This is a genomic window from Paenibacillus sp. 1001270B_150601_E10 (assembly GCF_015558675.1).
Taxonomy (GTDB): domain Bacteria; phylum Bacillota; class Bacilli; order Paenibacillales; family Paenibacillaceae; genus Paenibacillus_B.
This window is the reverse complement of the sequence record NZ_JADMOL010000001.1, coordinates 330,644-353,081: the sequence shown is the minus strand read 5'-3', so window position 1 is coordinate 353,081 and position 22,438 is coordinate 330,644. Positions and strand designations below refer to the sequence as shown.

General features: G+C 47.2%; 23 protein-coding genes. 19 read left to right on the top strand and 4 right to left on the bottom strand.

Going from position 1 to position 22,438, the window contains the following annotated elements:
- Positions 1-2 precede the first annotated feature (2 nt).
- From I2H74_RS01780 to lipB, 3 genes are all read left to right on the top strand, one after another.
- On the top strand, positions 3-986 hold the full coding sequence (locus I2H74_RS01780; protein WP_195571120.1) for an alpha-ketoacid dehydrogenase subunit beta: 984 nt from the start codon (positions 3-5) through the stop codon (positions 984-986).
- Positions 987-1,140: 154 nt separating this feature from the next.
- Complete coding sequence (locus I2H74_RS01775; protein ID WP_195571118.1) at positions 1,141-2,499, top strand: dihydrolipoamide acetyltransferase family protein; 1,359 nt, start codon at positions 1,141-1,143, stop codon at positions 2,497-2,499.
- A gap of 103 nt (positions 2,500-2,602) precedes the next feature.
- Positions 2,603-3,322, top strand: a complete 720-nt coding sequence (lipB, locus tag I2H74_RS01770; protein ID WP_324253974.1) for a lipoyl(octanoyl) transferase LipB — start codon at positions 2,603-2,605, stop codon at positions 3,320-3,322.
- A gap of 97 nt (positions 3,323-3,419) precedes the next feature.
- Here the strand turns inward: lipB and prli42 are convergent, their stop codons facing one another.
- Complete coding sequence (gene prli42, locus I2H74_RS01765) at positions 3,420-3,524, bottom strand: stressosome-associated protein Prli42 (RefSeq protein WP_195571116.1); 105 nt, start codon at positions 3,522-3,524, stop codon at positions 3,420-3,422.
- Between the two features lie 80 nt (positions 3,525-3,604).
- Between prli42 and I2H74_RS01760 the strand changes: the two genes are divergently transcribed.
- Entirely contained in the window at positions 3,605-4,732 is a 1,128-nt protein-coding gene (locus I2H74_RS01760) for a M20/M25/M40 family metallo-hydrolase (protein ID WP_195571114.1), read from the top strand.
- Between the two features lie 36 nt (positions 4,733-4,768).
- On the top strand, positions 4,769-5,644 hold the full coding sequence (locus I2H74_RS25075; protein WP_195571112.1) for a helix-turn-helix transcriptional regulator: 876 nt from the start codon (positions 4,769-4,771) through the stop codon (positions 5,642-5,644).
- Positions 5,645-5,880: 236 nt separating this feature from the next.
- On the opposite strand, the gene I2H74_RS01750 is transcribed toward I2H74_RS25075, so the two are convergent.
- The gene (locus tag I2H74_RS01750) at positions 5,881-6,636 is read right to left on the bottom strand and encodes an MBL fold metallo-hydrolase (protein ID WP_195571110.1); all 756 of its coding nucleotides are present in this window, start codon (positions 6,634-6,636) and stop codon (positions 5,881-5,883) included.
- Between the two features lie 501 nt (positions 6,637-7,137).
- Between I2H74_RS01750 and I2H74_RS01745 the strand changes: the two genes are divergently transcribed.
- The 4 genes from I2H74_RS01745 to I2H74_RS01730 all read left to right on the top strand — a co-directional run bounded on the left by I2H74_RS01745 (position 7,138) and on the right by I2H74_RS01730 (position 10,892).
- Positions 7,138-8,310 (top strand): Gfo/Idh/MocA family protein, encoded by a 1,173-nt coding sequence (locus I2H74_RS01745; RefSeq protein WP_195571108.1) that lies wholly within the window; start codon positions 7,138-7,140, stop codon positions 8,308-8,310.
- Between the two features lie 106 nt (positions 8,311-8,416).
- On the top strand, positions 8,417-9,277 hold the full coding sequence (locus I2H74_RS01740) for a sugar phosphate isomerase/epimerase family protein (protein WP_195571106.1): 861 nt from the start codon (positions 8,417-8,419) through the stop codon (positions 9,275-9,277).
- Positions 9,274-10,374: a Gfo/Idh/MocA family protein gene (locus I2H74_RS01735; protein WP_195571105.1), complete on the top strand. Its 1,101-nt coding sequence runs from the start codon at positions 9,274-9,276 to the stop codon at positions 10,372-10,374. The genes I2H74_RS01740 and I2H74_RS01735 overlap by 4 nt, the downstream gene beginning before the upstream one ends.
- 185 nt (positions 10,375-10,559) lie before the next feature.
- On the top strand, positions 10,560-10,892 hold the full coding sequence (locus tag I2H74_RS01730) for a PCYCGC motif-containing (lipo)protein (RefSeq protein ID WP_324254002.1): 333 nt from the start codon (positions 10,560-10,562) through the stop codon (positions 10,890-10,892).
- A 98-nt stretch (positions 10,893-10,990) separates the two neighbouring features.
- Here I2H74_RS01730 and I2H74_RS01725 read toward each other — a convergent pair whose 3' ends face one another.
- Entirely contained in the window at positions 10,991-11,134 is a 144-nt protein-coding gene (locus tag I2H74_RS01725; protein ID WP_195571103.1) for a hypothetical protein, read from the bottom strand.
- Positions 11,135-11,256: 122 nt separating this feature from the next.
- Here I2H74_RS01725 and I2H74_RS01720 point away from each other — a divergent pair, with 122 nt between their 5' ends.
- The 4 genes from I2H74_RS01720 to I2H74_RS01705 all read left to right on the top strand — a co-directional run bounded on the left by I2H74_RS01720 (position 11,257) and on the right by I2H74_RS01705 (position 14,426).
- Complete coding sequence (locus I2H74_RS01720; RefSeq protein WP_324253973.1) at positions 11,257-11,853, top strand: NUDIX hydrolase; 597 nt, start codon at positions 11,257-11,259, stop codon at positions 11,851-11,853.
- Between the two features lie 17 nt (positions 11,854-11,870).
- Positions 11,871-13,118, top strand: coding sequence for an endonuclease Q family protein (locus I2H74_RS01715; protein WP_195571099.1), 1,248 nt, complete (start codon positions 11,871-11,873; stop codon positions 13,116-13,118).
- Positions 13,119-13,207: 89 nt separating this feature from the next.
- Positions 13,208-13,855 carry a stage II sporulation protein M gene (gene spoIIM / locus I2H74_RS01710; protein ID WP_229106285.1) on the top strand — a complete coding sequence of 216 codons (648 nt, stop codon included), beginning with the start codon at positions 13,208-13,210 and terminating at the stop codon, positions 13,853-13,855.
- 106 nt (positions 13,856-13,961) lie between these two features.
- Positions 13,962-14,426 (top strand): Fur family transcriptional regulator, encoded by a 465-nt coding sequence (locus tag I2H74_RS01705; RefSeq protein WP_195571097.1) that lies wholly within the window; start codon positions 13,962-13,964, stop codon positions 14,424-14,426.
- A 41-nt stretch (positions 14,427-14,467) separates the two neighbouring features.
- On the opposite strand, the gene I2H74_RS01700 is transcribed toward I2H74_RS01705, so the two are convergent.
- A complete protein-coding gene (locus I2H74_RS01700) occupies positions 14,468-15,823 on the bottom strand; it encodes a S8 family peptidase (protein ID WP_229106362.1) in 1,356 nt (451 codons plus the stop codon).
- 248 nt (positions 15,824-16,071) lie between these two features.
- Here I2H74_RS01700 and I2H74_RS01695 point away from each other — a divergent pair, with 248 nt between their 5' ends.
- The 6 genes from I2H74_RS01695 (at position 16,072) to I2H74_RS01670 (ending at position 22,365) form a co-directional block, all read left to right on the top strand.
- Positions 16,072-16,308: a DUF4227 family protein gene (locus I2H74_RS01695; RefSeq protein WP_195571094.1), complete on the top strand. Its 237-nt coding sequence runs from the start codon at positions 16,072-16,074 to the stop codon at positions 16,306-16,308.
- A gap of 64 nt (positions 16,309-16,372) precedes the next feature.
- The gene (locus I2H74_RS01690; protein WP_229106284.1) at positions 16,373-17,335 is read left to right on the top strand and encodes a tyrosine recombinase; all 963 of its coding nucleotides are present in this window, start codon (positions 16,373-16,375) and stop codon (positions 17,333-17,335) included.
- 44 nt (positions 17,336-17,379) lie between these two features.
- A complete protein-coding gene (gene deoB / locus I2H74_RS01685) occupies positions 17,380-18,570 on the top strand; it encodes a phosphopentomutase (protein ID WP_195571090.1) in 1,191 nt (396 codons plus the stop codon).
- 83 nt (positions 18,571-18,653) lie between these two features.
- A complete protein-coding gene (locus tag I2H74_RS01680) occupies positions 18,654-19,487 on the top strand; it encodes a purine-nucleoside phosphorylase (protein WP_195571088.1) in 834 nt (277 codons plus the stop codon).
- 45 nt (positions 19,488-19,532) lie between these two features.
- Entirely contained in the window at positions 19,533-20,861 is a 1,329-nt protein-coding gene (locus I2H74_RS01675; protein WP_195571086.1) for a pyrimidine-nucleoside phosphorylase, read from the top strand.
- A gap of 307 nt (positions 20,862-21,168) precedes the next feature.
- Positions 21,169-22,365, top strand: a complete 1,197-nt coding sequence (locus I2H74_RS01670) for a D-alanyl-D-alanine carboxypeptidase family protein (protein WP_195572093.1) — start codon at positions 21,169-21,171, stop codon at positions 22,363-22,365.
- Positions 22,366-22,438: the final 73 nt, after the last annotated feature.

The window sequence follows — 22,438 nt, the reverse complement described above, 5'->3', positions numbered from 1 at the left end:
TGATGGCGAAAATGGAATACATTGATGCGATCCGATTAGCGATGAAGGAAGAGATGGAACGAGACGATGAAGTATTCGTTCTTGGAGAGGATGTCGGCGTGAAGGGTGGCGTATTTACGACCACCAAGGGCCTTTATGAGCAGTTTGGCGAAGAGCGTGCCCTGGATACGCCGCTTGCGGAATCCGCGATTGCAGGTGTCGCAATCGGTGCCGCTATGGTCGGCATGAAGCCGATCGCAGAGATGCAATACTCGGACTTCATGTATCCAGCAACGAACCAAATCATCAGTGAGGCAGCGAAGATCCGCTATCGATCCAACAACGATTGGAGCTGTCCAGTTGTAATCCGTGCTCCAATTGGCGGCGGCATCTTTGGCGGATTGTATCATTCCCAATGTGCGGAATCAGTCTTTTTTGGAACACCAGGATTGAAGATTGTAGCGCCTTATACGCCTTACGATGCGAAAGGGCTGCTTAAAGCGGCGGTTCGCGATCCGGATCCAGTCATCTTCTTCGAAAATAAGAAGTGCTACCGCATGGTATCTGGTGAAGTGCCGGAGACCGACTATATCGTGCCGATTGGTGAGGCAAATGTGCTTCGTGAGGGAACTGACATTACAGTCATCGGCTATAGCCTTCCGCTTCACTTTGCACTTGAAGCTGCTGAAGAGCTGGCTCAAGAGGGGATCAGCGCTCATATTCTTGACCTGCGTACCATTCAGCCGCTAGATCGTACTGCGATTCTAGAGGCAGCTCAGAAGACGGGGAAGGTGCTTATTATCCATGAAGATAATAAGACAGGCGGCGTAGGGGCAGAAGTTTCGGCGATTATCGCTGAGGAACTGCTTTTTGATCTGGATGCACCCATTATGCGTTTGTGCGGTCCGGATGTCCCAGCAATGCCGATCAGTCCTCCGCTTGAGCGTGAATTCATGCTAAATAAGGATAAAGTGAAGGAAGCGATGCGTCAGCTAGCATTGTTCTAATCATTTATTTTTCAAAATAGAAACGGATTCTGTCTATAGGCAGATTTCCTGCAAACTAGGGATGATTAACCTCTATTGTAGCTTCACCTCAAGCAAGCTGACGTAGAGGTTAGTCGCATTGTATCCATTTAACGGGTTAGGAGTGATTTTCAAGATGGCAGATAGAGACCAATGGATTGACATTACGATGCCGCAGCTGGCGGAGTCATTAGTGTCAGCTACGATAGGAAAATGGTTGAAGCAGCCTGGTGAAGCGATTGAGGCTTATGAACCGATATGCGAAGTCATCACGGACAAGGTGGTAGCAGAGATTCCTGCGACAGAGAGCGGAATGATGCAGGAGCATATTGCCAAAGAAGGCGACACCGTGGATGTCGGTGCAGTGATATGCCGGATGAGCGGCGAAGCTTATGAAGCTTCTTCGCCTAGTCCAAGTACGCCGTCTCAATCAGCACGCACTGAACATGTCGCAGCCTCGACAAGCGCGGTGGACACAAGCATGAGAGGGAGATTCTCTCCAGCTGTGCAGAAGCTTGCCCAAGAGCATGGCATTGACCTTCAACTCGTAATGGGTACGGGGTTAGGAGGCCGCATCACGCGCAAGGACGTGCTCAAGTTTGTTGAAGAAGGCGGAATGCGAGCACAAGAGCTGAAGCCTGAACCTAGCACGAATTCGAGTGCAAGTGCGCCTGCTGTGTTTACAACATCGGAACCTATTCCTGCTTCGATGTCCCAGGTACGCAATTCAGGCATACATCTAAGCGAGACACCTCGCCTGCCGAAGATCGAGATTGAATCCGAGGCACATACAGCTAGAGGCGAATATCTGATTGATGTCACTCCGCTCCGCAACTCTATCGCTCGCAATATGCGCCAAAGCGTGTCCGAAATTCCACATGCCTGGACGACGATTGAAGTCGATGTGACAAACCTTGTTCAGCTTCGAAACAAGCTGAAGGATGAGTTCAAGCGTAAAGAGGGTATCAACTTGACGTATCTTGCGTTTGTTGTAAAAGCAATCGTGAATGCGATCAAGGATTATCCAATCATGAACTCCGTATGGGCCGTGGACAAAATTATTGTGAAGCGTGACATTAATCTGTCGCTAGCAGTCGGAACAGAAGACTCCGTACTTACCCCTGTTATTCATAAGGCGGATCAAAAAAATATTGCCGGACTTGCACGTGAGATTGAAGACCTTGCTCGCAAGACTCGTGAGGGCAAGCTTACACTTAATGATATGCAGGGCGGAACCTTTACGGTGAACAATACAGGCTCATTCGGCTCTATTCTGTCTTATCCAATTATCAACTACCCGCAGGCAGCTATTGTTACCTTTGAGTCCATTGTGAAGAAGCCCGTTGTTATAAACGATATGATTGCGGTTCGCTCTATGGCAAACATGTGTCTGTCTCTCGACCACCGAATCTTGGATGGTGTGATTTGCGGTCGATTCCTGCAGCGGGTCAAAGAAAATATTGAATCGTTTAATCTTGAAACGAAGCTTTATTAGTGGCATGCTAGAAGAGTAAAAAATATTTTCATTCAGTTGTACATAGAGCTACAGCATAGTTACAACTGTAATATTGCGATTCTAGCAGAAGGTGTTGAATTCAGTGAGCGAATGCGTGCAGAGTACAGATCATGATCAAGAAAGCGTCAAGCCGCTCGTCGTTCGTACATGCGGTCTAATCGATTATCAAGCAGCATGGGAGTTGCAAAAGCAAACCGTAAAGGCAGTCGATAAGGGAGAAGCGCAGGAAACGCTATTCCTGTTAGAGCATCCACCAACCTATACGATAGGTTCTCAGCGACATCCTGAGCACTTGCTGCTGTCGCCGGAGCAATTGAAAGAGAAGGGCATCCAAGTGTATGAAATCGATCGTGGTGGTGATATTACCTATCATGGGCCAGGTCAGCTTGTAGGCTACCCGATTATCCTGCTTGAAGGGGCTTCTCTTGATCTTCACGGATATTTGCGAAGATTGGAAGAAGTCATCATTCAGTACTTGGCATCCTACGGCATCAAGGGCAGCCGCAAGGAAGAGTACACAGGCGTATGGATCGGCGACGTGAAGATTGCTGCGATCGGTGTTAAGTTTAATCGCTCAAGAACACATAGAGGGTTTATAACCAGCCATGGATTTGCATTTAATATCAAGAGCGGAATCCAGCATGACGGCTTTGCCGGGATTGTGCCGTGTGGGATTCAACAATATGGCGTCACTTCGCTTGAAGATATGACAGGGAAGTTCTTTGCCGTTGAGCAGGTCGGTCAAGAAATTCTCCCTTACTTTGAAGCGATCTTTGGTTATCATATTGGAAGTGAAGGGTAAGTAAACGTGTATGATCGTGGGCGGGTACGGCTGTGATCATCAAATAGACATGATTAGCCATGCCGTGTATCGGCATGGCTTTATGCAAGGGGAAAGCTTATAGTCCGTACAGAAGAGGTTCAATGAGTACGAATAGGGTTGATAAGATCATCGCTGCAAGCATAATGTAGACAACGATGCGGAACCAGCGCTTTGAATTCATTTGTCGGATACACTCCTTTCCTGTTATCCAGCATACTTGTCTATATTGTAAACGAAAACTACGTTTGGAGGAAAGTCATCATGGTTAATCAATATCGTTTAGTGGAGCATTTTTTACAATTGGTTCAGATTGATAGCGAGACAAGATATGAAAGAGCCATTTGCGATGAATTGAAAAAGCAATTTGCTGACCTTGGCCTTGAGGTAACAGAAGATGATACAACAGGTGTAACAGGCCACGAAGCAGGCAATCTCATTGTGAATTGGCCAGCTACTGCAGGTCATGAGCAAGGGAAGAGACTTTTCTTCACATCCCATATGGATACAGTGACACCTGGAAAAGGTGTTAAGCCTATCGTTGATGAGGACGGTCTGATACATAGCGATGGAACGACCATTCTAGGTTCTGATGATAAAGCGGGGCTGGCAGCTATCTTTGAAGCGATTCGTGTGATCCAAGAGAAAGAACTTCCGCATGGTCAGCTTCAATTTGTCATTACAGTGGGTGAGGAATCCGGCTTAAACGGAGCGCGCGCGATGGACGGCAGCTTGCTGCAAGCTGACTTCGGATATGCACTTGACTCTAATGGCGAGGTAGGAGCCATTGCGGTTGCAGCGCCGACTCAAGCGAAGATCACCATGGAGATTCATGGGAAGTCTGCACATGCAGGCGTGAACCCTGAGGATGGCATCAGCGCTATTCAGGTTGCCTCCAAGGGTATTTCACGCATGAAGCTTGGACGCATTGACCATGAGACGACCGCAAACATCGGACGCTTCGAGGGTGGCGGCCCAACAAATGTGGTAACGGATTATGTAAGGCTCGATGCCGAAGCTCGCAGTATTGTACAAGAGAAAGTGGAAGCTCAGCTTGCTTCTATGAAAGAAGCGCTGGAATCTGCAGCAGCCGACTTCGGTGCTACGGCGAAATTCGATAGCAAGATTATGTACCCAGCCTTTAATTTTGGAGAAAAAGACGAAGTGGTGAAATTTGCTTCTCGTGCTATTGAAGCCCTTGGCCTTACACCTCGATTGTTCCATTCTGGAGGAGGCAGCGATGCGAATATTTTCAATGGCCACGGTGTTCCGACTGTGAATCTGGCGGTTGGCTATAAAGATATTCATACGACGAAGGAACGTATTCATACGAATGATCTTGTAAAGACTTCTGAGCTCGTGCTTGCTATTATTAACGAAGCAACAAAGTAATGGGATGAAGGACAGCCTGCAGAGGGGGAGAGGCTTGTGTCCTGGATTCATCAGAATGAAATATTCGATGTACAGTATCGCTCAGTAGTTCCCTACGGTACACCGTCCTTTCATTCTCATACGAACTATGAAGTGTACATGTTCCATGAAGGAAATGTGCAGTACCTTATTGGGGATCGGATATATATGCTGGAGCCAGGGGATCTTATCATTATGAATGGCCTAACGCTTCATAGACCGATCATAGACACACGTACCCCTTATGTGCGCTCCATTCTCCACTTCGATGCAAGATTTGTGAATAACATTGATCCTGCGCGTGGAGAAGGCCAAGAAGGCGAGCTGCTTCGTCCATTTGTTGAACTTAAGACAGCGCGTATTAAGCTTCATGAGGAGCGAAGGGCGGAGGCTGAGCGTCTACTCAAGCACATGGAGCAGGAGCTTCGCCGGCAGAATTATGTAGGTCGTCAACGAGCCAAGCTCGCCATGCTAGATCTTCTGTGCTGCATCTATGACTGGTTTTCTGAGCCTCTCGCTCAGCTTGAGCATCAGCGTGACAGGGAACGCCATGTAGAAGAAGTGATACGAGTCTTGGAGCATCGCTACACAGAGGAACTGTCGCTTGATGATATTGCTCAAGAGGTGCATCTGAACAAGCACTATATCAGCAAACTGTTCAAGGAGATCACCGGCTTCACGATCTTCCAGTATGTGAATCATCGGCGCGTGAATCAGGCGAAGGTGATGTTCGTAGCAGAGCCTCAAGTTCCCGTAACCGAGGTGTCCTATGCGGTTGGCTACAAGCACCTGCCTCATTTTTCCCGGATGTTCAAGCAGATTGTAGGCTGCACACCCGAAGCGTATCGGCGGAAGGTACAGCTTCGGACGGAATCCTATTTGTCTTTATCTTAAACGAATAAAAAGGTGCATCCATCAGTAACGGGTGCACCTTTTTTTGCGAGATAAAGGGGCTAAAGTTGGTTTTCCAGGCTGATAGGCGACAGTATAACGTACAGTTCTTGTATTGGGTGGAAAATAAGAAAGTCCTTGTTTTGCTGCATGCTGGAGCAAAACAAGGACTTTTTTGACATCTTTAATGAAATGGTCTACCCGTACCATCATTAGCAAAATAAAAGGTTAACCATCCATCATTTTGCTAATCGCGATAGTTCAGCAATCCGTTCATTTACGTTATCCTTCATAACCCCGCCATGATAGCAGATCACAGTCTCGATATCATAATTTAGCAATTCCTTTATAGAATGTAAGGACTCTTCCACATGATATGTGTGCTGAGGGTTGGATGGCATGAGCTTATCTTCATAAATAACCAAGGCATCGCCTGCAATAAGCGTCTTGCTTGTCTGGTGATAGAGACTAAAATGACCTGGGGTGTGTCCAGGTGTTGGAACAACCGTTAAACCACCAGCGTAAGGCAATATGTCGCTACCCGCAATGGTGCGTGTTACTTGTGCTTTTGGAGGATTTTCAAGGGAAGAACGAAAGGCCTGTCTCATCTGTTCAGGTACTTCAGGGGGCAAACTTTTAACCGCAAGATCAATCTTTTCAGGCGTGACCTTGATAAGCATCCGGTCTCCTTGAATGTAGGGACACTCAAGCTCATGAGCTAACACTTCGATGGGATGTTCAATGGCTTCGATCAGAGCCGGCAGACTGCCGATATGATCAATATCCTGATGCGTCAATACAACTGCATGTATCTGGGAAAAGGATACCCCTGTCGCTTCGACAGCATTTTTAATAAGTGAAAGCTGGCCTGGATAGCCTGCATCAATCAATACTGCTGAATGTTTATCCCATAGGATAGTAGGATGAATAGTCGTCTTATTGCCAAGCACGTTCGCTGAAAGCTCAAGCATCTCTATTCCGTCACTTATTCTCATATGAATCCTCCTATCAGTCATGCAATGGATGCAAACCATAACATATGGACATGTTTATTGTTTAAACATCATAATACTAGGAGGTTTTAAAGTCAAATAAATAATAATTATATCATAAAAATATAAAATTGTCAACATTTATTTTGCGAATCACTAGCATCGCTTAAATCTTGCTATTCATTTAATCTAAGAAGTAAATAACGTTATCTGCACGCTATTAATCACAATCCATCATGGTTAGGTTCATTTCATCATAACATGTGTACATGTACTCACCGCTAAGAAGGTACGTTTCAGGTTCATGATAAGACGAACTCGTAACATCTTTTCTTTCACCATAAGCAAATAGGGGTCTAAAGGTAAAAGGGTGTATGCCAACCAGAGTTAAATGAAACGTCAAATGAAGCAATAGGATGTAAGCGCATTCGCATGTCTTTGTGGTACTTTTATGACATGGAATATGATTCTGCATCACCAGAAACCTAAATTGGAGGCTATAAGATGAATCCAGTTCGCGTAGGTGTTATTGGGGTAGGCAATATGGGAGCCTATCACGCAAAGCAAATAGCTGCAAACAAAATTTCAGGCGCTGTGCTAACAGCGATCTGCGATGCAGTGGAAGAGAAGAAGGAATGGGTGAGCAAGGAGCTTGGTAAAGACGTTGCCTTTTTCACGAATGAGAACGAGCTGCTTCAATCAGGTTTGATTGATGCCGTGATTATCGCAACACCGCACTATAGCCATCCTTCTCTAGCAATAGAAGCGTTCAAGCATGAACTTCATGTGCTGATCGAAAAGCCGGCAGGCGTTTATACGAAGCAGGTCCGTGAGATGAATGAAGCAGCTGAGCAAAGCGGCAAAGTATTCTCCATCATGTATAATCAGCGTACAAATCCCCTATATCAGAAGCTAAGAGATTTGATTCAGAGTGGTGAGCTTGGCGAGATCAGACGTACGAATTGGATCATTACAAACTGGTATCGTTCACAAAGCTATTATGACTCTGGCGCATGGCGAGCAACTTGGGCGGGTGAAGGCGGCGGTGTGCTGATCAATCAGGACCCGCATCAACTGGATTTATGGCAGTGGACCATCGGCATGATGCCTACGCGCGTGCGTGCATTTTGCCGCTTCGGTCACTACCGCGATATTGAGGTTGAAGATGATGTAACGGCTTACGTGGAATATGAAAATGGAGCTTCTGGCGTCTTTATCACGACAACGGGAGAAGCACCGGGGACGAACCGTTTTGAAGTGACAGGGGATCGCGGCAAGGTTGTCATCGAGAATGATAAGATGACCTTCTGGCGCTTGCGTACACCTGAGCCCGAATTCAATCAAACCTTTACTGGTGGATTTGGTGCTCCGGAATGCTGGAAATGCGAGATTCCGATCCACGGTCATATGACAGGACATGATGGCATCATGATCGATTGGGTGAGAAGCATTCAGAACGGTACGCCGCTTCTTGCGCCTGGCGAGGAAGGGATTCACGGATTAACCTTATCCAATGCGATGCTGCTCTCTACATGGACGGACAATTGGGTAGACCTGCCGATCGATGAGGAGCTCTTCTTGTCAGAGCTCAATAAGCGAATCGAGACTTCTCGTTATCAAAAGCCTAAAGCCGAAGTAACTTCAGGCACAGTGGATATGTCGAAGACATTTGGTTAAATAGGAAGGGTTCTTTTGTAGCAAGTAGAAATAATTTTGCCATCTTCACGGTACTGTTTCACATTATAGAGTCTAATCTAAATAATAAATGAAGGCGGTGCGAATAATGAAATGGTCTTTGTTTACAGTAGCTTCCCCAGATTTGTCCGTTAAAGAGCTTATTCCATTTGCTGCTGAAGCAGGTCTTAAAGGATTGGAATGGAGATTCAAGGAGACGCCTGCGGATCAACGCTCACAGCCAGCGTCGTTCTGGGGCAACAATCTGGCTACGATTGAGCCAGGTATCTCCGATACTGAGCTCAAGGAAATCAACACGTTATGCAAAGAGCATGGAGTAGCAACAGCTGGCGTCATGCCATATCTGAGCGTAGGGGATCTGGACGCAGCGAAAGAGGTTCTTCGTGTAGCAGCAGCGCTTGAAGCACCGATTGTTCGTGTCGGCGTGCATGGATACAATCGCAAGCGCCCGTATAATGAGCTGTTGGATGAACAGCTTCGTTATATGGAGAGCTTGGAGCCTCTGCTTCGAGATCAAGGCATTAAGGGGGTCGTGGAAACCCACCATATGACGATCTCTGCCAGCGCTAGTGCAGCATATCGATTGGTGAGTCCATTTGATCCGAGTGTGTATGGTGTTCTCTTTGATCCAGGCAACATGGTGTTTGAAGGTTATGAGAACCATCGCATGGGGCTTGAACTGCTCGGTGATTATCTGGCTCATGTTCATGTGAAAAATGCTGATGCTGTGCCGAAGGAACAACGCACCGGCCAGGCATTTGCATGGAGCCCAATGGAGGAAGGACTTGTAAACTGGACTCAAGTGCTTGAGGATTTGGCACATGTAAACTACAACGGCTTCTGCGGCGTAGAAGACTTTAGCAGCACACGATCCACAAAGGATATGATTACGCACTATGTACAATGGATATCGAAGCTAAATGATCAGGTAAGAGGTGTTACTCGATGAATCGTCAAGACGGCATGATGTATGCACCGGAGCATGACAGCAAGCCTGTTGTGCAGCCAGGCGAATTCATCTTTGCTGCCATTGCGCTCGATCATGGACATATCTACGGAATGTGCAACGGTCTTCAAGAAGCGGGAGCAGCGCTTAAGTGGGTATATGATCCAGATCCGGATAAAGTTCATGCTTTTAAAGAGCGCTATCCGCATGTTCAAGTGGCGAGAAGTGAAGACGAAGTGCTTCAGGACCCTGAAGTAAGGCTTGTCGCAGCTGCTGCTGTCCCTTCTGAGCGCTGTTCGCTGGGGCTTCGCGTCATGGATCATGGCAAAGATTACTTTACCGACAAGACTCCGTTTACGACGCTTGAGCAGCTTGAGCAGGCCAAGCGGAAAGTGAAAGATACGGGGCGCAAATACATGGTTTACTTTAGCGAGCGACTGCATGTGGAAAGTGCCGTGTATGCAGGACAGCTGATCGAGCAGGGAGCCATTGGGAAGGTGATTCAAGTGATGGGACTAGGTCCGCATCGCTTAAATGCCCCATCAAGGCCGAACTGGTTCTTCGAAAAGGAAAAGTACGGAGGAATCTTATGCGATATTGGCAGTCATCAAATTGAGCAGTTCCTCTATTATGCAGGCTGCAAGGATGCTAAAGTGCTCCACAGCAAAGTAGGGAATTATCACAATCCGGATTATCCGGAGCTTGAAGACTTTGGCGACGCAACCTTAGTCGGTGATAATGGAGCTACGCAATATTTTCGGGTAGATTGGTTTACTCCGGATGGCCTTGGTACCTGGGGTGACGGGCGTACCATCTTATTAGGCACAGACGGATATATTGAGCTTCGAAAATACATTGATGTTGCGCGCTCTAATGAAGGCGATCATGTCTATTGGGTGAATCAGACTGGTGAATACCATGAGCAGGTTAACGGAAAAGTCGGCTATCCTTTCTTTGGGGAACTGATTCTGGATTGCATTCATCGTACAGAGCATGCCATGACTCAAGAACACACATTCAAGGCGGCAGAGCTATGTCTACTTGCCCAGAAGCAAGCGATCCACGTGACGAGTCCGAATCTTCATGTCGCAAGCAAATGAATGTATGTTAAATTTGAATATTTTCAGAACAAAAGGCTTTCTACCATTGAGGAGGGGCCTTTTGTTTGTTTTTACATAAGAACAAGAAGAGGCCGCTCATGGCTTATCCCATACAACAGGATCTCATCAGATTGAAAATGGAGATTTGCGAGAAGTGACCTCTTCACGGGAAGTTCTCTCTAAAAATTCTGGATAAACAGCCGGATCAAATTAGACTCAGATATGAGGCTGCTGGTACAGTAGCGGAAGAACTGAACAACATTCCTTGTTATTGTGGCTGTGGAGCAAGCGCAGGTCATCAGAGCCCTAAAAATTGCTTTGTTTCTGAAATCAGGGAAGATGGTACCGTCGAATGGGATGATCATGGAACGCGCTGTGGAGTGTGCCTTGAGATTGTCGTTCACACGGTGAAGCTGAAGCAAGAGGGGAAGAATTTGCAAGAGATTCGTGAATTTATTGATGCTGCATACAAAGAAGGGTACGCGGCACCGACTCCTATGCCGATGCCTACGCTATAGAGTGGACTTGTATATGTTAGATTTGGAATTTCTTTAATGATTAATCTCAATGATTAAGCAAGTGGATCTCGGAGACTGAGCGAATTTAGACGTTGTTTTCAAGCAGGGTTATTTCGTTTTTGAAGCATCTTTTGAAGGGTCATATCCTTGCCGCTGCGGATCATCATGCGTCTTAGCGCTGCTGTGATTTCGCTTGGCTTACCGCTTAACCATAATTGCTGATCCGTCGAATGCTGCTTCATCGTATAACGCCCCTTTACTTAAATGGTTGGTGGACAGGCACTAGTGGTATAATGTGTATGACTTAAAGCAAGGAACTATGTATGCCTATGTGGGCGGTTTTGATTCGAAGGAGGAACTTATCGTGACATCTACTCATACAGAGCACCAATTGCAGAAAAAATCGGACTTTCAGCGCTTTGAAGAAATAACGACGGATACAAAGGACATCTTTAAGGGGAAAGTAATCTCCTTACAGGTGGATACGGTTACGCTACCAGACGGATCATCTGCTACTCGTGAAATCGTGCGTCATCCAGGCGCTGTAGCAGTGCTTGCTATACATAACAACAAGATGATCGTCGTCGATCAGTATCGAAAGCCGCTAGGAAGATCACAAGTGGAGATTCCTGCAGGCAAGCTTGACCCTGGGGAAGCTCCTGAAGACGCAGCACGCCGCGAGCTGGAAGAAGAGACAGGATATAAGGCGGAATCCCTCATTCATCTCAGCTCGATCTATACGTCGCCTGGATTTGCAGATGAGATTATTCACATCTATGCTGCAGACAAGCTGACACCAGGCGAGATGCATACAGACGAGGATGAATTTCTAGAGGTGATGGAGCTGACGCTAGAGGAAGCCTTCGAGGCAATGAGAGAAGGCAGAATATCAGATGCAAAGACGGTAAATGCGCTCTATGCATGGAGAATCTATGAGATGACAGGGCAATGGCCCATTTAAAAAGGCAGGACATCATCATGAACAAACAACCTGAACATCAGATTGAGCATGCATCCCCAGCGGTGTACTATGGGGATTTTCACATTCATATCGGTGCCACTTCGGAAGGCAAGCCCGTCAAGATGAGCGGGAGCCGCAACCTTACCTTTGAGCAGATCGCTTATGAGGCAGCAGACCGCAAAGGACTTCAGCTCATAGGCATTATTGATTGCCATGCCCCAGGTGTCCTTAAGGATATTGAGCAATTGCTGCAATCTGGCGAGATGAGCGAGCATCCTGATGGAGGCATCCGCTATAAGGATACGACGATTATGCTTGGAACGGAGATTGAGGTTAGAGAAGGAGCGGGCTCAGCCCATGTCTTATGCTATCTGCCAAACTATTATGCGATGAAGCATTTTTCGGAATGGATGTCCTTTCATATCCGCAACATAACACTTTCGACCCAGCGGATCTACGTAGATGCGAGAACCCTTCAAGCAGAGACGATGTCTCATGGCGGAATATTTATCCCAGCCCATGTTTTTACGCCGCATAAGAGTGTGTTTGGGAATTGCACGGCCAAAATGGGTAACATTCTCGATTTGGAGTCAGTGGATGCGATCGAGCTGGGATTAAGCGCAGATACAGGGATGGCTGAAAGGTTGAGTGAGTTGGACCGATTTCCCTTTTTGACCAATTCAGATGCCCATTCCCTTAAAAAGATTGCGCGTGAGTATAACGCATTGATGCTGCAGGAGGCTTCATTCAAGGAGTGGTCGCTGGCTCTTCATGCAAAGGAACAGCGCTGCATCGCTGGAAATTACGGTCTCAATCCTCTGCTAGGCAAGTATCATCGGACGACATGCATCAACGGACATCTCGTTGAGAAGGAAGAGGCTGCGCTTATCATGAGGAAGCCGGGATTAGAGCGCCACTTTGTTTGTCCGATCTGTGGCAGTAAGCGTCTCATTCGAGGTGTCTATGACCGGATTGAGGTTATTGCCGATCGCAACGAAGAGGAGGCCATATGCAAAGCGAAGAATAGGCCCCCTTATCACTATCAAATCCCTCTCGAATATATTCCTGGTGTAGGAGCGAAGACCCTTGAAAAGCTGTTGCATGTGTTCAGAACCGAAATGAATGTTCTGCATGAAGCCTCTCTTGATGCTCTAGAGCAAACAGTAGGAGCAGACGTTGCGGCACGCATACATGCGGCGCGGAGCGGAGATGTATCCATCCAAAGCGGTGGTGGAGGCGTTTATGGTCGAATGGAACGTAAATAGGTGAGTAGAAGGTTGTAAGCTTATCTCTTCAAGAAGGACATAGTTGGACATGCTCCTGCATAGATTGAATCAAGCAGGAGAATTCATGGATGTTATGTTCGAAAGGAGAGACAATGATGCCCTCGATGATGCCAAGCGTTCGACAGCATCTCCACTTATATATTTTTGTATCCATCATCTTTGTAACAGGTGTTGTATTTGGAGCGCTGCTTGTTAATGCGCTGACGCTGGACCAGCAGGAAGAGCTGTCACGTCAGTTGAAGCAGGTATTTCTAAGTGCAGGAGAGACGCCGACCGGCAATGCCTTTTGGGACTCATTATGGCAGTATTGGCGTTGGATCTTGATTATTGCGGTATTCGGGATATCCATAATCGGATTCCCGTTGATCCTTGTGATGGATTTTGCAAAGGGCATGTTCATCGGCTTTACCGTAGGGACATTAGTGGGACAATACTCGTGGAAGGGTATCATTGTAGCGGCAGCAACGATTGCGCCGCAGAATATGATTGCGATTCCACTGCTATTAATTGCGAGTGTTTCATCGCTAGCCTTTTCGCTGCATGTATTGAAAAATCGGTTGATGATACCAAAAATGAAGTCGCTAAAAGCGCCGTTTATAAACTATATGACTGTGCAAGTGACAGCCTGCATAGGGCTTGCGGGAGCCGCTGCGGTCGTTCATTGGATCAGTCCCGTATTTATGACTTGGGTCGGTTCCACGATCATCCATGGATAATCTGCATTTAACTTCTAGCAAATCATTTGACACTCCTTACGTTTCCCACCTATAATGATAGAAGTGAGTCGAATTGTGGCTAGGCGGCAAGGGGGGAGACCAGACCATGGAAGCGCAGATTGATAAGATTAAGCAGCAGCTTCAATCCCAAGGATACAAGCTGACACCGCAGCGTGAAGCGACGGTACGAGTGCTCTTAGAGAATGAAGAAGACCATCTTAGCGCAGAAGATGTGTTCATGCTCGTCAAGGAGAAAGCTCCTGAAATCGGTCTTGCCACCGTGTATCGTACATTGGAATTATTGAGTGAACTGCACGTTGTTCATAAGCTTAACTTCGGAGATGGAGTCGCGAGATATGATTTGCGTGGTGACGATACGAAGCATCATCATCACCATCTGATTTGTGTTCAATGTGGAAGCATGCAGGAGATATTGGACGATTGGCTCGGGCCTTTAGAGGAACGTTTAGAGAAGGAATACTCTTTTCACGTCATTGATCACCGACTTGACTTCCAGGGCATCTGCAAGAACTGCCAAGAGAAGGATCAGAAGAAGGACAGCGAATCATGACGCTGAACTCAATATAACGAAGAAGGCCCTAGAGCTGAGCTCTAGGGTTTTTTCTTTGTTTTCAGGATGGTCATGGCCTTTGCTTCTAGGAGCAAGGGGGTTGATACCTTTTTTTGCTTCGCACTAGTAGGCTTGGCGTTTCTCTGGACACGAGAAGCAAAGCCTAATCCTTGAGGCGTTAACGAAGGTGCTTTCCAATGATTAAACATAGGGGTAGGAGCAGCATGCTGCTCTCCTTCCCTTTGCATCAGCCGGATTGCATGTGCGGTGTTCAGGAAGCCAGACCCTTGAGCGTGACTTCCAAAACCTTTGATGCGCTTGGACGAATCGATTAAGATTCGCTTGATTTGCTTCGAGGTAAGCCCAGGCTTTAGCGAGAGCATGAGAGCGATCGTCCCCGTCACGTGGGGGGCCGCCATTGAGGTGCCGGATTCGATGCCGAAGCCGCCTTCTCGATCTGTAGACACGATATCTACCCCTGGCGCTGTGATCGTAATACCGCGTCCTCTGCTGCTAAAGGAGGCGATGCGCTTTTTCTGATCGCATGCTGCCACGGCGACAACATCAGGATAACTTGCTGGTTCATCAATATACCGATTGTTTGGTCCGCTGTTTCCTGCTGAGGAGACAACGATGATACCCCTTTGCTGGGCTTTACGGATCGTTGCTCTTAAAGATTGGCTTGGTCCATCAAGCCCTAGGCTCATGTTAATGATATCCATTCCCTCGCGTATGCACCATTCAATCCCGTCAACGATATCCGATACATATCCATCCCCTTGATGATCAAGAGACTTTACGGCGTATAGTTGGATGTCTGAAGCTACGCCGACCAGCATACCCTGCTTACCTAATGCTGCAACCGTGCCTGCAATATGAGTCCCATGGCCATTGTCATCGTCGTAAGACTGGCCATATGACATCGTATTTACACCCCCTCGAATCCACAAATCTGGATGGGGAGATATACCCGTATCAATAAATCCAACCTTTACCCCAGCACCTCGCGTTTGGGACCAGACTGCTGGAGCTTGAATCGCACGAATTCCCCAAGGAATCGGATTGTTCTCGTACCCTTTCTTTTTCGTGGACTTGCCTGAAGTACGGTTAGGCTTTCTATGGCGGATTGGATGAGCATGTACCGTTACGTCATTCTCAATATGATGTATGGCAGGGTGCTCCAGTAACGAAGTTATTGCAAGCTGACCGTCCATATGACAGCACAGAAGATGAGCAGCGTCGATCGTTTTGATTGGAGGATATCCTTGATCGTGGAGCTGTTGAATGCAATGAAAGTAGCTTTCACGATCTCTCATCACAATCATTTTGCGAACTCTTCGTTCTGCAGGTACGCCATGAATTACGGCTGTAAGTAATTGAGACAGCTTCTTTGTCATCACACATGTTCCTCCTGACGATTCGTTATCAATGAACGTAACGAGTCAAGATGAGTTATCTTATGTGGGCGATAATAAAACGGTGCTGCTTCATGAACGGTCCATTATGAGGTTGACAATGTTATGCTTTTCATCGAGTTGATTCGAACCATAACCCTTTAGAGAGCATATTCGCCTTTCGCCATTCATACGTTTAAGAAGGACAATCTTACTTTTCTATAGGCGCAGCAAATGGGAGGGATCAACTTATGGTCGTTTCAATTCGAAAGTGGCTGGAACGTCTAAAGTTCATTGCGGTATTCTTAATTTGCACCTATGCATTGGTGCAGATATTTAACGCAGTTACGGATTGGATAGCTCCAGTCGACAAATATAAAATTCCGCAAGGAAGAGCGGTAAAGGTATTTCAGGCTGATCCTGATTTAGATCTGGAATCGGACTCAATCACTTCTAGAATTCGGTTATTTTATTGGTTAGGGGAATGATGGTCGCACGAATGAAGGGGCTTGTTGTATGATAGAGAGAGTACAAGTAATGAGGGGTAGCAGAATGACAAAATATGAAGAGCAGTTCGCACAGTATTTGAGATATTTGCAGGAAGAACGTCAACTGTCGATACATACTCTTGATGCCTACAATAGAGACTTGACTGCCTTTATGCAGTACACTGCAAAGGAAAGTCTTCTTGATGCTACTCAGGTTACACCGCATCACATTCAATACTATATCGGAACCTTAAGACAGGCTGGCAAGGCGCCATCCACGGTACACAGGCATCGTGCTGCATTGCATTCTTTCTTTCAGTATCTGGTGAAGGAAGGACAGATCCCTTTAAATCCTGCCGTTGCCATCGAAATGCCGAGACAACCAAAGAAGGAGCCTCATTTGCTAACCATTGAGCAGGTTGAAGAGCTGCTCCTTGCGCCTGATCCGAATACCGTGCAGGGGATTCGAGACCGCGCTATGCTGGAAACGCTCTATGGGACAGGCGTTCGCATTTCTGAGCTTATTTCGCTCAATGTGGAGGACGTGCACTTGCAGCTTGGATTTGTCCGGCTGGAGCTAAATCGCAAAGAGCGTGTTGTTCCCCTGGGACAAGCCGCGATGGAGTCACTAAAGCTCTATTTAGATCGTTCACGTCCTGCATATGCGGCGCATTCACGGTCTGATGCAGGCGATGATTCATTGTCAGCAGGGCATCCTTTATTTTTGAATGCAAGAGGACAGAGGATGACGAGACAAGGCTTCTGGAAGCTGTTGAAAAAATATGCGGAAGACCTCGAACTGCCTGCTGCTTTAACCCCACATACGCTAAGGCAATCGTTTGCGGCCCATTTGCTTGACAATGGAGCGGATGTTCGAGCCGTTCAAGAAATGCTTGGACATGCTGATCCAGCTACCACCCAGCGTTATGCAATTCCAAGAGGCAGACTTAGCATGAAGGAAGTCTATACCTCCGCTCATCCGAGAGCGCGCAAATCAACCTCTTCCCATGAGAATGGAGAAGAGTGATCCAAGACAGACTAACAAAGAAGACATTAGAGGAGTGGTTGGCCATGACAGAAGGAACCAATCAAAAATTTGATAAGATTACGGTCATTGTAATGGATAGCGTCGGTATCGGCGAGCTGCCAGACGCTGAAGCATTTGGGGACAAAGGCTCCCATACGCTTGGACATATTATCGAGCGAGTGCCAACTATTAAGCTTTCAAATCTTCAGCAGCTAGGGCTTGCTAATATCGCAGAATTGGGAGCTGTTAGCGCTGTAGACAAGCCTCAAGGCGTCTACGGCAAAATGGCGGAGATTTCTGCAGGAAAAGATACGATGACAGGACATTGGGAACTGATGGGATTACATATCACAACACCGTTCAATACATTCCCGAACGGCTTCCCCGATGAGCTCATCCAGCGCTTTGAAGAAGCGACGGGCCGTAAGGTGCTTGCCAACAAACCGGCATCCGGAACAGAAATTCTCGTTGAATATGGCGAAGAGCAAATGAAAACAGGGGCGTGGATCGTCTATACCTCGGCTGACAGCGTGTTCCAAATTGCTGCGCATGAAGATGTTATTCCGCTAGAAGAGCTATATCGTGCTTGCGAGATTGCTCGAGAGCTTACGTTGGAGGACCCCTATGCTGTGGGACGTGTCATTGCTAGACCATATGTAGGGGAGCCAGGCAACTTTACACGCACTCCGAATCGACATGACTATGCGGTTAAGCCGCCGGAGCCGACGGTACTAAATGCACTCAAGGATCAAGGCAAAGATGTGATCTCTGTAGGCAAGATCAACGATATCTTCTCTGGTGAAGGGATTCTTCAATCCTACCCAACGAAGAGCAATGCTCATGGCATTGAAGTGACGCTGGAGCAAATGACAAAGCCTTTTGAAGGCTTGCTGTTTACGAATTTGGTGGACTTTGACTCCTTATACGGTCATCGTCGCGATCCAGAAGGTTATGCAAAGGCGCTTGAGGAATTCGATACTTCAATCCCTGATTTCCTTGGACGTACAGGCCCTAAAGATCTCTTGATTATTACGGCAGACCACGGCAATGACCCGGTGCATCCGGGTACTGATCATACGCGTGAATACGTGCCTATTCTGTTGTACAGCCCATCGATTGAGGCGGGGAAAACAATTGGCGTACGTGCCACATATGCAGATCTTGGCGCTACAATTGCAGACAACTTCGGAGCGAAACTACCTAAGATTGGTACAAGCTTCTTGTCTGAGCTGTAATTCCAAGTGTTTTAATACTTTTAGCAAGTATAGAAACAACATGTTTAACAACACTAATACATGGGCTATGGGAGGAAAAATTCATGAGTCAAACAGGGTTGTCTTTTGAACAAATCGAAGCTGCAGCAGCATTTATTCAAGGTAAAACAGAGGTAGCGCCAGAGGTTGGCTTAATCTTAGGATCCGGGCTCGGCGTGCTTGCGGATCTTGTAGAGAATCCAGTGACGATTGCTTATAGCGAGATTCCTCATTTTCCACAATCTACGGTCGAAGGGCATGCAGGCGAGCTCCTGATCGGAACGATTCAAGGACGCGGCGTGGTGCTGATGAAAGGCCGCTTCCACATGTACGAGGGCTATGGTCCCGAGATGACGGCGTTCCCGGTGCGTGTGATGAAAGCAATTGGCGTGAAGCAGCTATTAGTGACGAACGCAGCAGGAGGAGTGAACACCTCTTATGTAGCAGGGGATCTGATGTTGATTAGTGATCATTTGAATATGACAGGTACGAATCCGCTTATGGGCGCAAACGATGCGAAGCTTGGACCTCGTTTTCCTGATATGTCCGAAGCATACAGCAAGCGACTTCGCAAGGTTGCGCATGAAGTAGCTGCTAAGCATTCTTTTACCTTCCGTGAAGGAGTATACGCTGGATTGCTCGGACCAAGCTATGAGACTCCAGCTGAGATTCGCATGCTGAGAACATTAGGCGCAGATGCTGTTGGCATGTCCACCGTATCTGAGGTTATCGTGGCCCGTCATGCAGGCATCGAGGTTCTAGGCATCTCCTGCATTAGCAACATGGCAGCAGGTATTCTCGATCAACCGCTGTCCCACGAAGAAGTAATGGAGACGGCAGAAATGGTACGAGAGCAATTCTTGAAGCTGGTATTGGATATCATTCCAGCGATGGCGTAGAACATAAGTGTAAATTTTACAGAAGGACATCAAGGAGGTCAACAGATGCGAGCGGTTGACATTATTCATAAAAAACGCGATGGCCATGCTCTTACACACGAAGAGATTGCCTTTATGATCCAAGGCTATAGTGATGGCTCCGTTCCGGATTACCAGATCGCTGCCTTTGCAATGGCGATTTATTTCCAGGGCATGAATGCTCAGGAGACAGCGCAATTAACGCTTGAAATGGCGAAGTCGGGTGACCAAATTGATTTAAGCCCGATTCGTGGCGTCAAAGTAGACAAGCATTCTACGGGCGGTGTAGGCGATAAGACAACGCTTGTACTAGCTCCAATGGTTGCTGCAGCGGGTGTTCCTGTTGCGAAAATGTCTGGTCGCGGTCTTGGACATACGGGCGGCACGATCGACAAGCTGGAATCTATTGCAGGCTTCCAGGTTGAACTGTCTCGTGAACAATTTTTCAAGCAGGTCAACGAGATTGGGGTCTCTCTTATCGGGCAAAGCGGCAACATAACGCCGGCAGATAAAAAGCTGTATGCGCTTCGTGATGTTACAGCTACCGTTGACTCGATTCCTTTGATTGCAAGCTCCGTCATGAGCAAGAAGATCGCGGCTGGAGCTGATGCCATCGTGCTTGATGTGAAGACAGGCAGCGGGGCATTCATGAAGACGCTGGATGATTCCATAGAGCTTGCCAAAGCCATGGTGGACATTGGTACAGAAGTAGGTCGTGACACGGTTGCCATTATTTCCGATATGGATCAGCCGCTTGGTCACTTGATTGGGAATGCCTTGGAGGTACAAGAAGCGATTGATACACTGCGTGGTCAAGGCCCTGAAGATCTCCATGAGCTTTGTCTTACACTTGGCTCCCATATGCTCGTGTTGGGCAAGCAAGCTTCATCAATTGATGAAGCGAAGGCGAAGCTTGAGTCACATATTCAAGACGGGTCAGCCTTCGAACGCTTAAAGCAGCTTGCGCAGGCTCAAGGCGGGGATGCTGGCATGATTGAGCAGCCGGAACGACTGCCGCAAGCGGCGAAGAGGGTCGAAGTGAAAGCATCGGATACGGGCTATGTAGCCGCAATTGAGGCAGAAAGCATTGGCATTGCTGCGATGCTGCTTGGTGCAGGACGAGAAACCAAGGAAAGCAAGATCGACCTTGCCGTAGGTATTGATCTGCGTAAAAAGGTAGCGGATGAAGTTAAGGCTGGCGACGTGCTGGCTGTACTTCATGTAAATGACGAGGCAAGAGTGGAAGAAGCTTCTGCACGCATCGTGCAGGCTTACCAGCTCTCACAAACTGCGGTGGAAGAGAAGCCGCTTGTATATGCCATTGTGACGAAGGATGGCGTACAGCGCTTCGTATAACTTTATCATCTGCAAAAAAAGCGATTGGTTGCTTCAATTTGAAGCATAAGCCAATCGTTTTTTTGTTATGTAAAAGCCGGGATACCTATCTATGCAATCATTCATGTGTTCATGTAGGAATATTTTGTATGATTTCGGACAAGAATGACTATAAGACATCGTCACGTCTTTTTGGCGTGTTTACACAAAAATGAAAATGGAAACTCAGCATCATTCGACAGATGCTGCAATACGTACTTAGGAGGGGACGATCTTGAATCGTTGGGTTTACATCTGTACAGTCTTGACATTAACGGCATCACTGCTCATGCCCGCTCAGGCAGGCGCTTTGGCACTGGATGTACCGCCTGTAGATCAAGTTGGTCAAACAAACCATGCTGAAGAGGTGCTGCCAACGACGTCAGGCACCACGGAGCCATCTATTCAACTTGCTCAGAATTCTCGCTCAGCCGTGTTAATGGATGCTGATTCCGGAACGATTATTTTCGAGAAAAATAGCCATGACAAGCTGCCTCCAGCGAGCATTACCAAAATTATGACCATGCTGCTCACCATGGATGCAATTCGTGATGGAAAGCTGAAAATGACAGATAAGGTTCGTACAAGCGAATATGCAGCCTCTATGGGAGGATCTCAGATTTTCCTCGAGCCAGGCGAGGAAATGACCGTTGAAGAAATGTTAAAGGGCATTGCAATGGCATCAGGCAACGACGCTTCCGTCGCCATTGCAGAGAAAATTGCGGGTTCTGAACAGGCCTTCGTTCAAATGATGAATGCAAAAGCCAAAGAGCTCGGCATGAACGATACCCACTTTGTCAACTGTAATGGACTTCCAGCGGAGAACCATTACACCTCTGCCTATGACATTGCGCTAATGTCTCAAGCGCTTGTGCAGTATCCAGAGATAACAAAGTTTACGGGTGCATATGAAGATTATTTGCGCCAAAACACAGACAAAAAGTTTTGGCTCGTCAATACGAATAAGCTTGTTCGCTTCTATTCTGGAGCAGACGGTTTGAAGACAGGCTATACGTCTGAAGCCAAATACTGCTTATCTGCAACCGCAAAGCGTGATAATTTGCGCGTGATCGCGGTTGTGCTTGGGGAGCCGAATACAAAGACTCGCAACAGCGAAGTATCCCAGATGTTTGACTATGCCTTTGCTCAATATTCAAGTGTTCCGCTGATTAAGTCTGGTGATCCGATTGGTGAGATTAAAGTCGAGAAGGGAATGGAAGCGAAGCTACAGATCAAAGCAGAGCGTCCGTATCAAGTCTTGATTAAAAAAGGCGAAGCAGAGAATAAGGTTCGCTATGAGCTTGTCGCGCCAGAGTCGATCAAGGCACCGATTGAGAAGGGCCAACCCATCGGCAAGATTGTCGTTTATCAAGGGGATAAGGCGATTCGTGAATTCCCTGTCGAATCCAGCGAATCCGTTGCGAAAGCTGACTGGTGGACGATGTTCAAACGGACGTGCAGCAAGTTGTTTTTTGTCAACGATTAGAACCTAGCTTCTAGTTTTGTCGGCAAGCAGGATATGGAAGTGTACGTAACGAATTGGTATCGCAACATGGGAG

Excerpts from the sequence above, each read along its gene's own strand:
- I2H74_RS01675 (WP_195571086.1), top strand. The coding sequence starts at position 19,533 with ATGCGAGCGGTTGACATTATTCATAAAAAACGCGATGGCCATGCTCTT.
- I2H74_RS01680 (WP_195571088.1), top strand. The coding sequence starts at position 18,654 with ATGAGTCAAACAGGGTTGTCTTTTGAACAAATCGAAGCTGCAGCAGCA.
- I2H74_RS01690 (WP_229106284.1), top strand. The coding sequence starts at position 16,373 with ATGACAAAATATGAAGAGCAGTTCGCACAGTATTTGAGATATTTGCAG.
- I2H74_RS01735 (WP_195571105.1), top strand. The coding sequence starts at position 9,274 with ATGAATCGTCAAGACGGCATGATGTATGCACCGGAGCATGACAGCAAG.
- I2H74_RS01725 (WP_195571103.1), bottom strand. The coding sequence starts at position 11,134 with ATGAAGCAGCATTCGACGGATCAGCAATTATGGTTAAGCGGTAAGCCA.
- I2H74_RS01745 (WP_195571108.1), top strand. The coding sequence starts at position 7,138 with ATGAATCCAGTTCGCGTAGGTGTTATTGGGGTAGGCAATATGGGAGCC.
- I2H74_RS01705 (WP_195571097.1), top strand. The coding sequence starts at position 13,962 with ATGGAAGCGCAGATTGATAAGATTAAGCAGCAGCTTCAATCCCAAGGA.
- I2H74_RS01670 (WP_195572093.1), top strand. The coding sequence starts at position 21,169 with ATGCCCGCTCAGGCAGGCGCTTTGGCACTGGATGTACCGCCTGTAGAT.
- deoB (WP_195571090.1), top strand. The coding sequence starts at position 17,380 with ATGACAGAAGGAACCAATCAAAAATTTGATAAGATTACGGTCATTGTA.
- I2H74_RS01775 (WP_195571118.1), top strand. The coding sequence starts at position 1,141 with ATGGCAGATAGAGACCAATGGATTGACATTACGATGCCGCAGCTGGCG.
- I2H74_RS01750 (WP_195571110.1), bottom strand. The coding sequence starts at position 6,636 with ATGAGAATAAGTGACGGAATAGAGATGCTTGAGCTTTCAGCGAACGTG.
- prli42 (WP_195571116.1), bottom strand. The coding sequence starts at position 3,524 with ATGAATTCAAAGCGCTGGTTCCGCATCGTTGTCTACATTATGCTTGCA.
- I2H74_RS01715 (WP_195571099.1), top strand. The coding sequence starts at position 11,871 with ATGAACAAACAACCTGAACATCAGATTGAGCATGCATCCCCAGCGGTG.
- I2H74_RS01740 (WP_195571106.1), top strand. The coding sequence starts at position 8,417 with ATGAAATGGTCTTTGTTTACAGTAGCTTCCCCAGATTTGTCCGTTAAA.
- I2H74_RS01700 (WP_229106362.1), bottom strand. The coding sequence starts at position 15,823 with ATGACAAAGAAGCTGTCTCAATTACTTACAGCCGTAATTCATGGCGTA.
- I2H74_RS01760 (WP_195571114.1), top strand. The coding sequence starts at position 3,605 with ATGGTTAATCAATATCGTTTAGTGGAGCATTTTTTACAATTGGTTCAG.
- I2H74_RS01780 (WP_195571120.1), top strand. The coding sequence starts at position 3 with ATGGCGAAAATGGAATACATTGATGCGATCCGATTAGCGATGAAGGAA.
- spoIIM (WP_229106285.1), top strand. The coding sequence starts at position 13,208 with ATGTTATGTTCGAAAGGAGAGACAATGATGCCCTCGATGATGCCAAGC.
- I2H74_RS01695 (WP_195571094.1), top strand. The coding sequence starts at position 16,072 with ATGGTCGTTTCAATTCGAAAGTGGCTGGAACGTCTAAAGTTCATTGCG.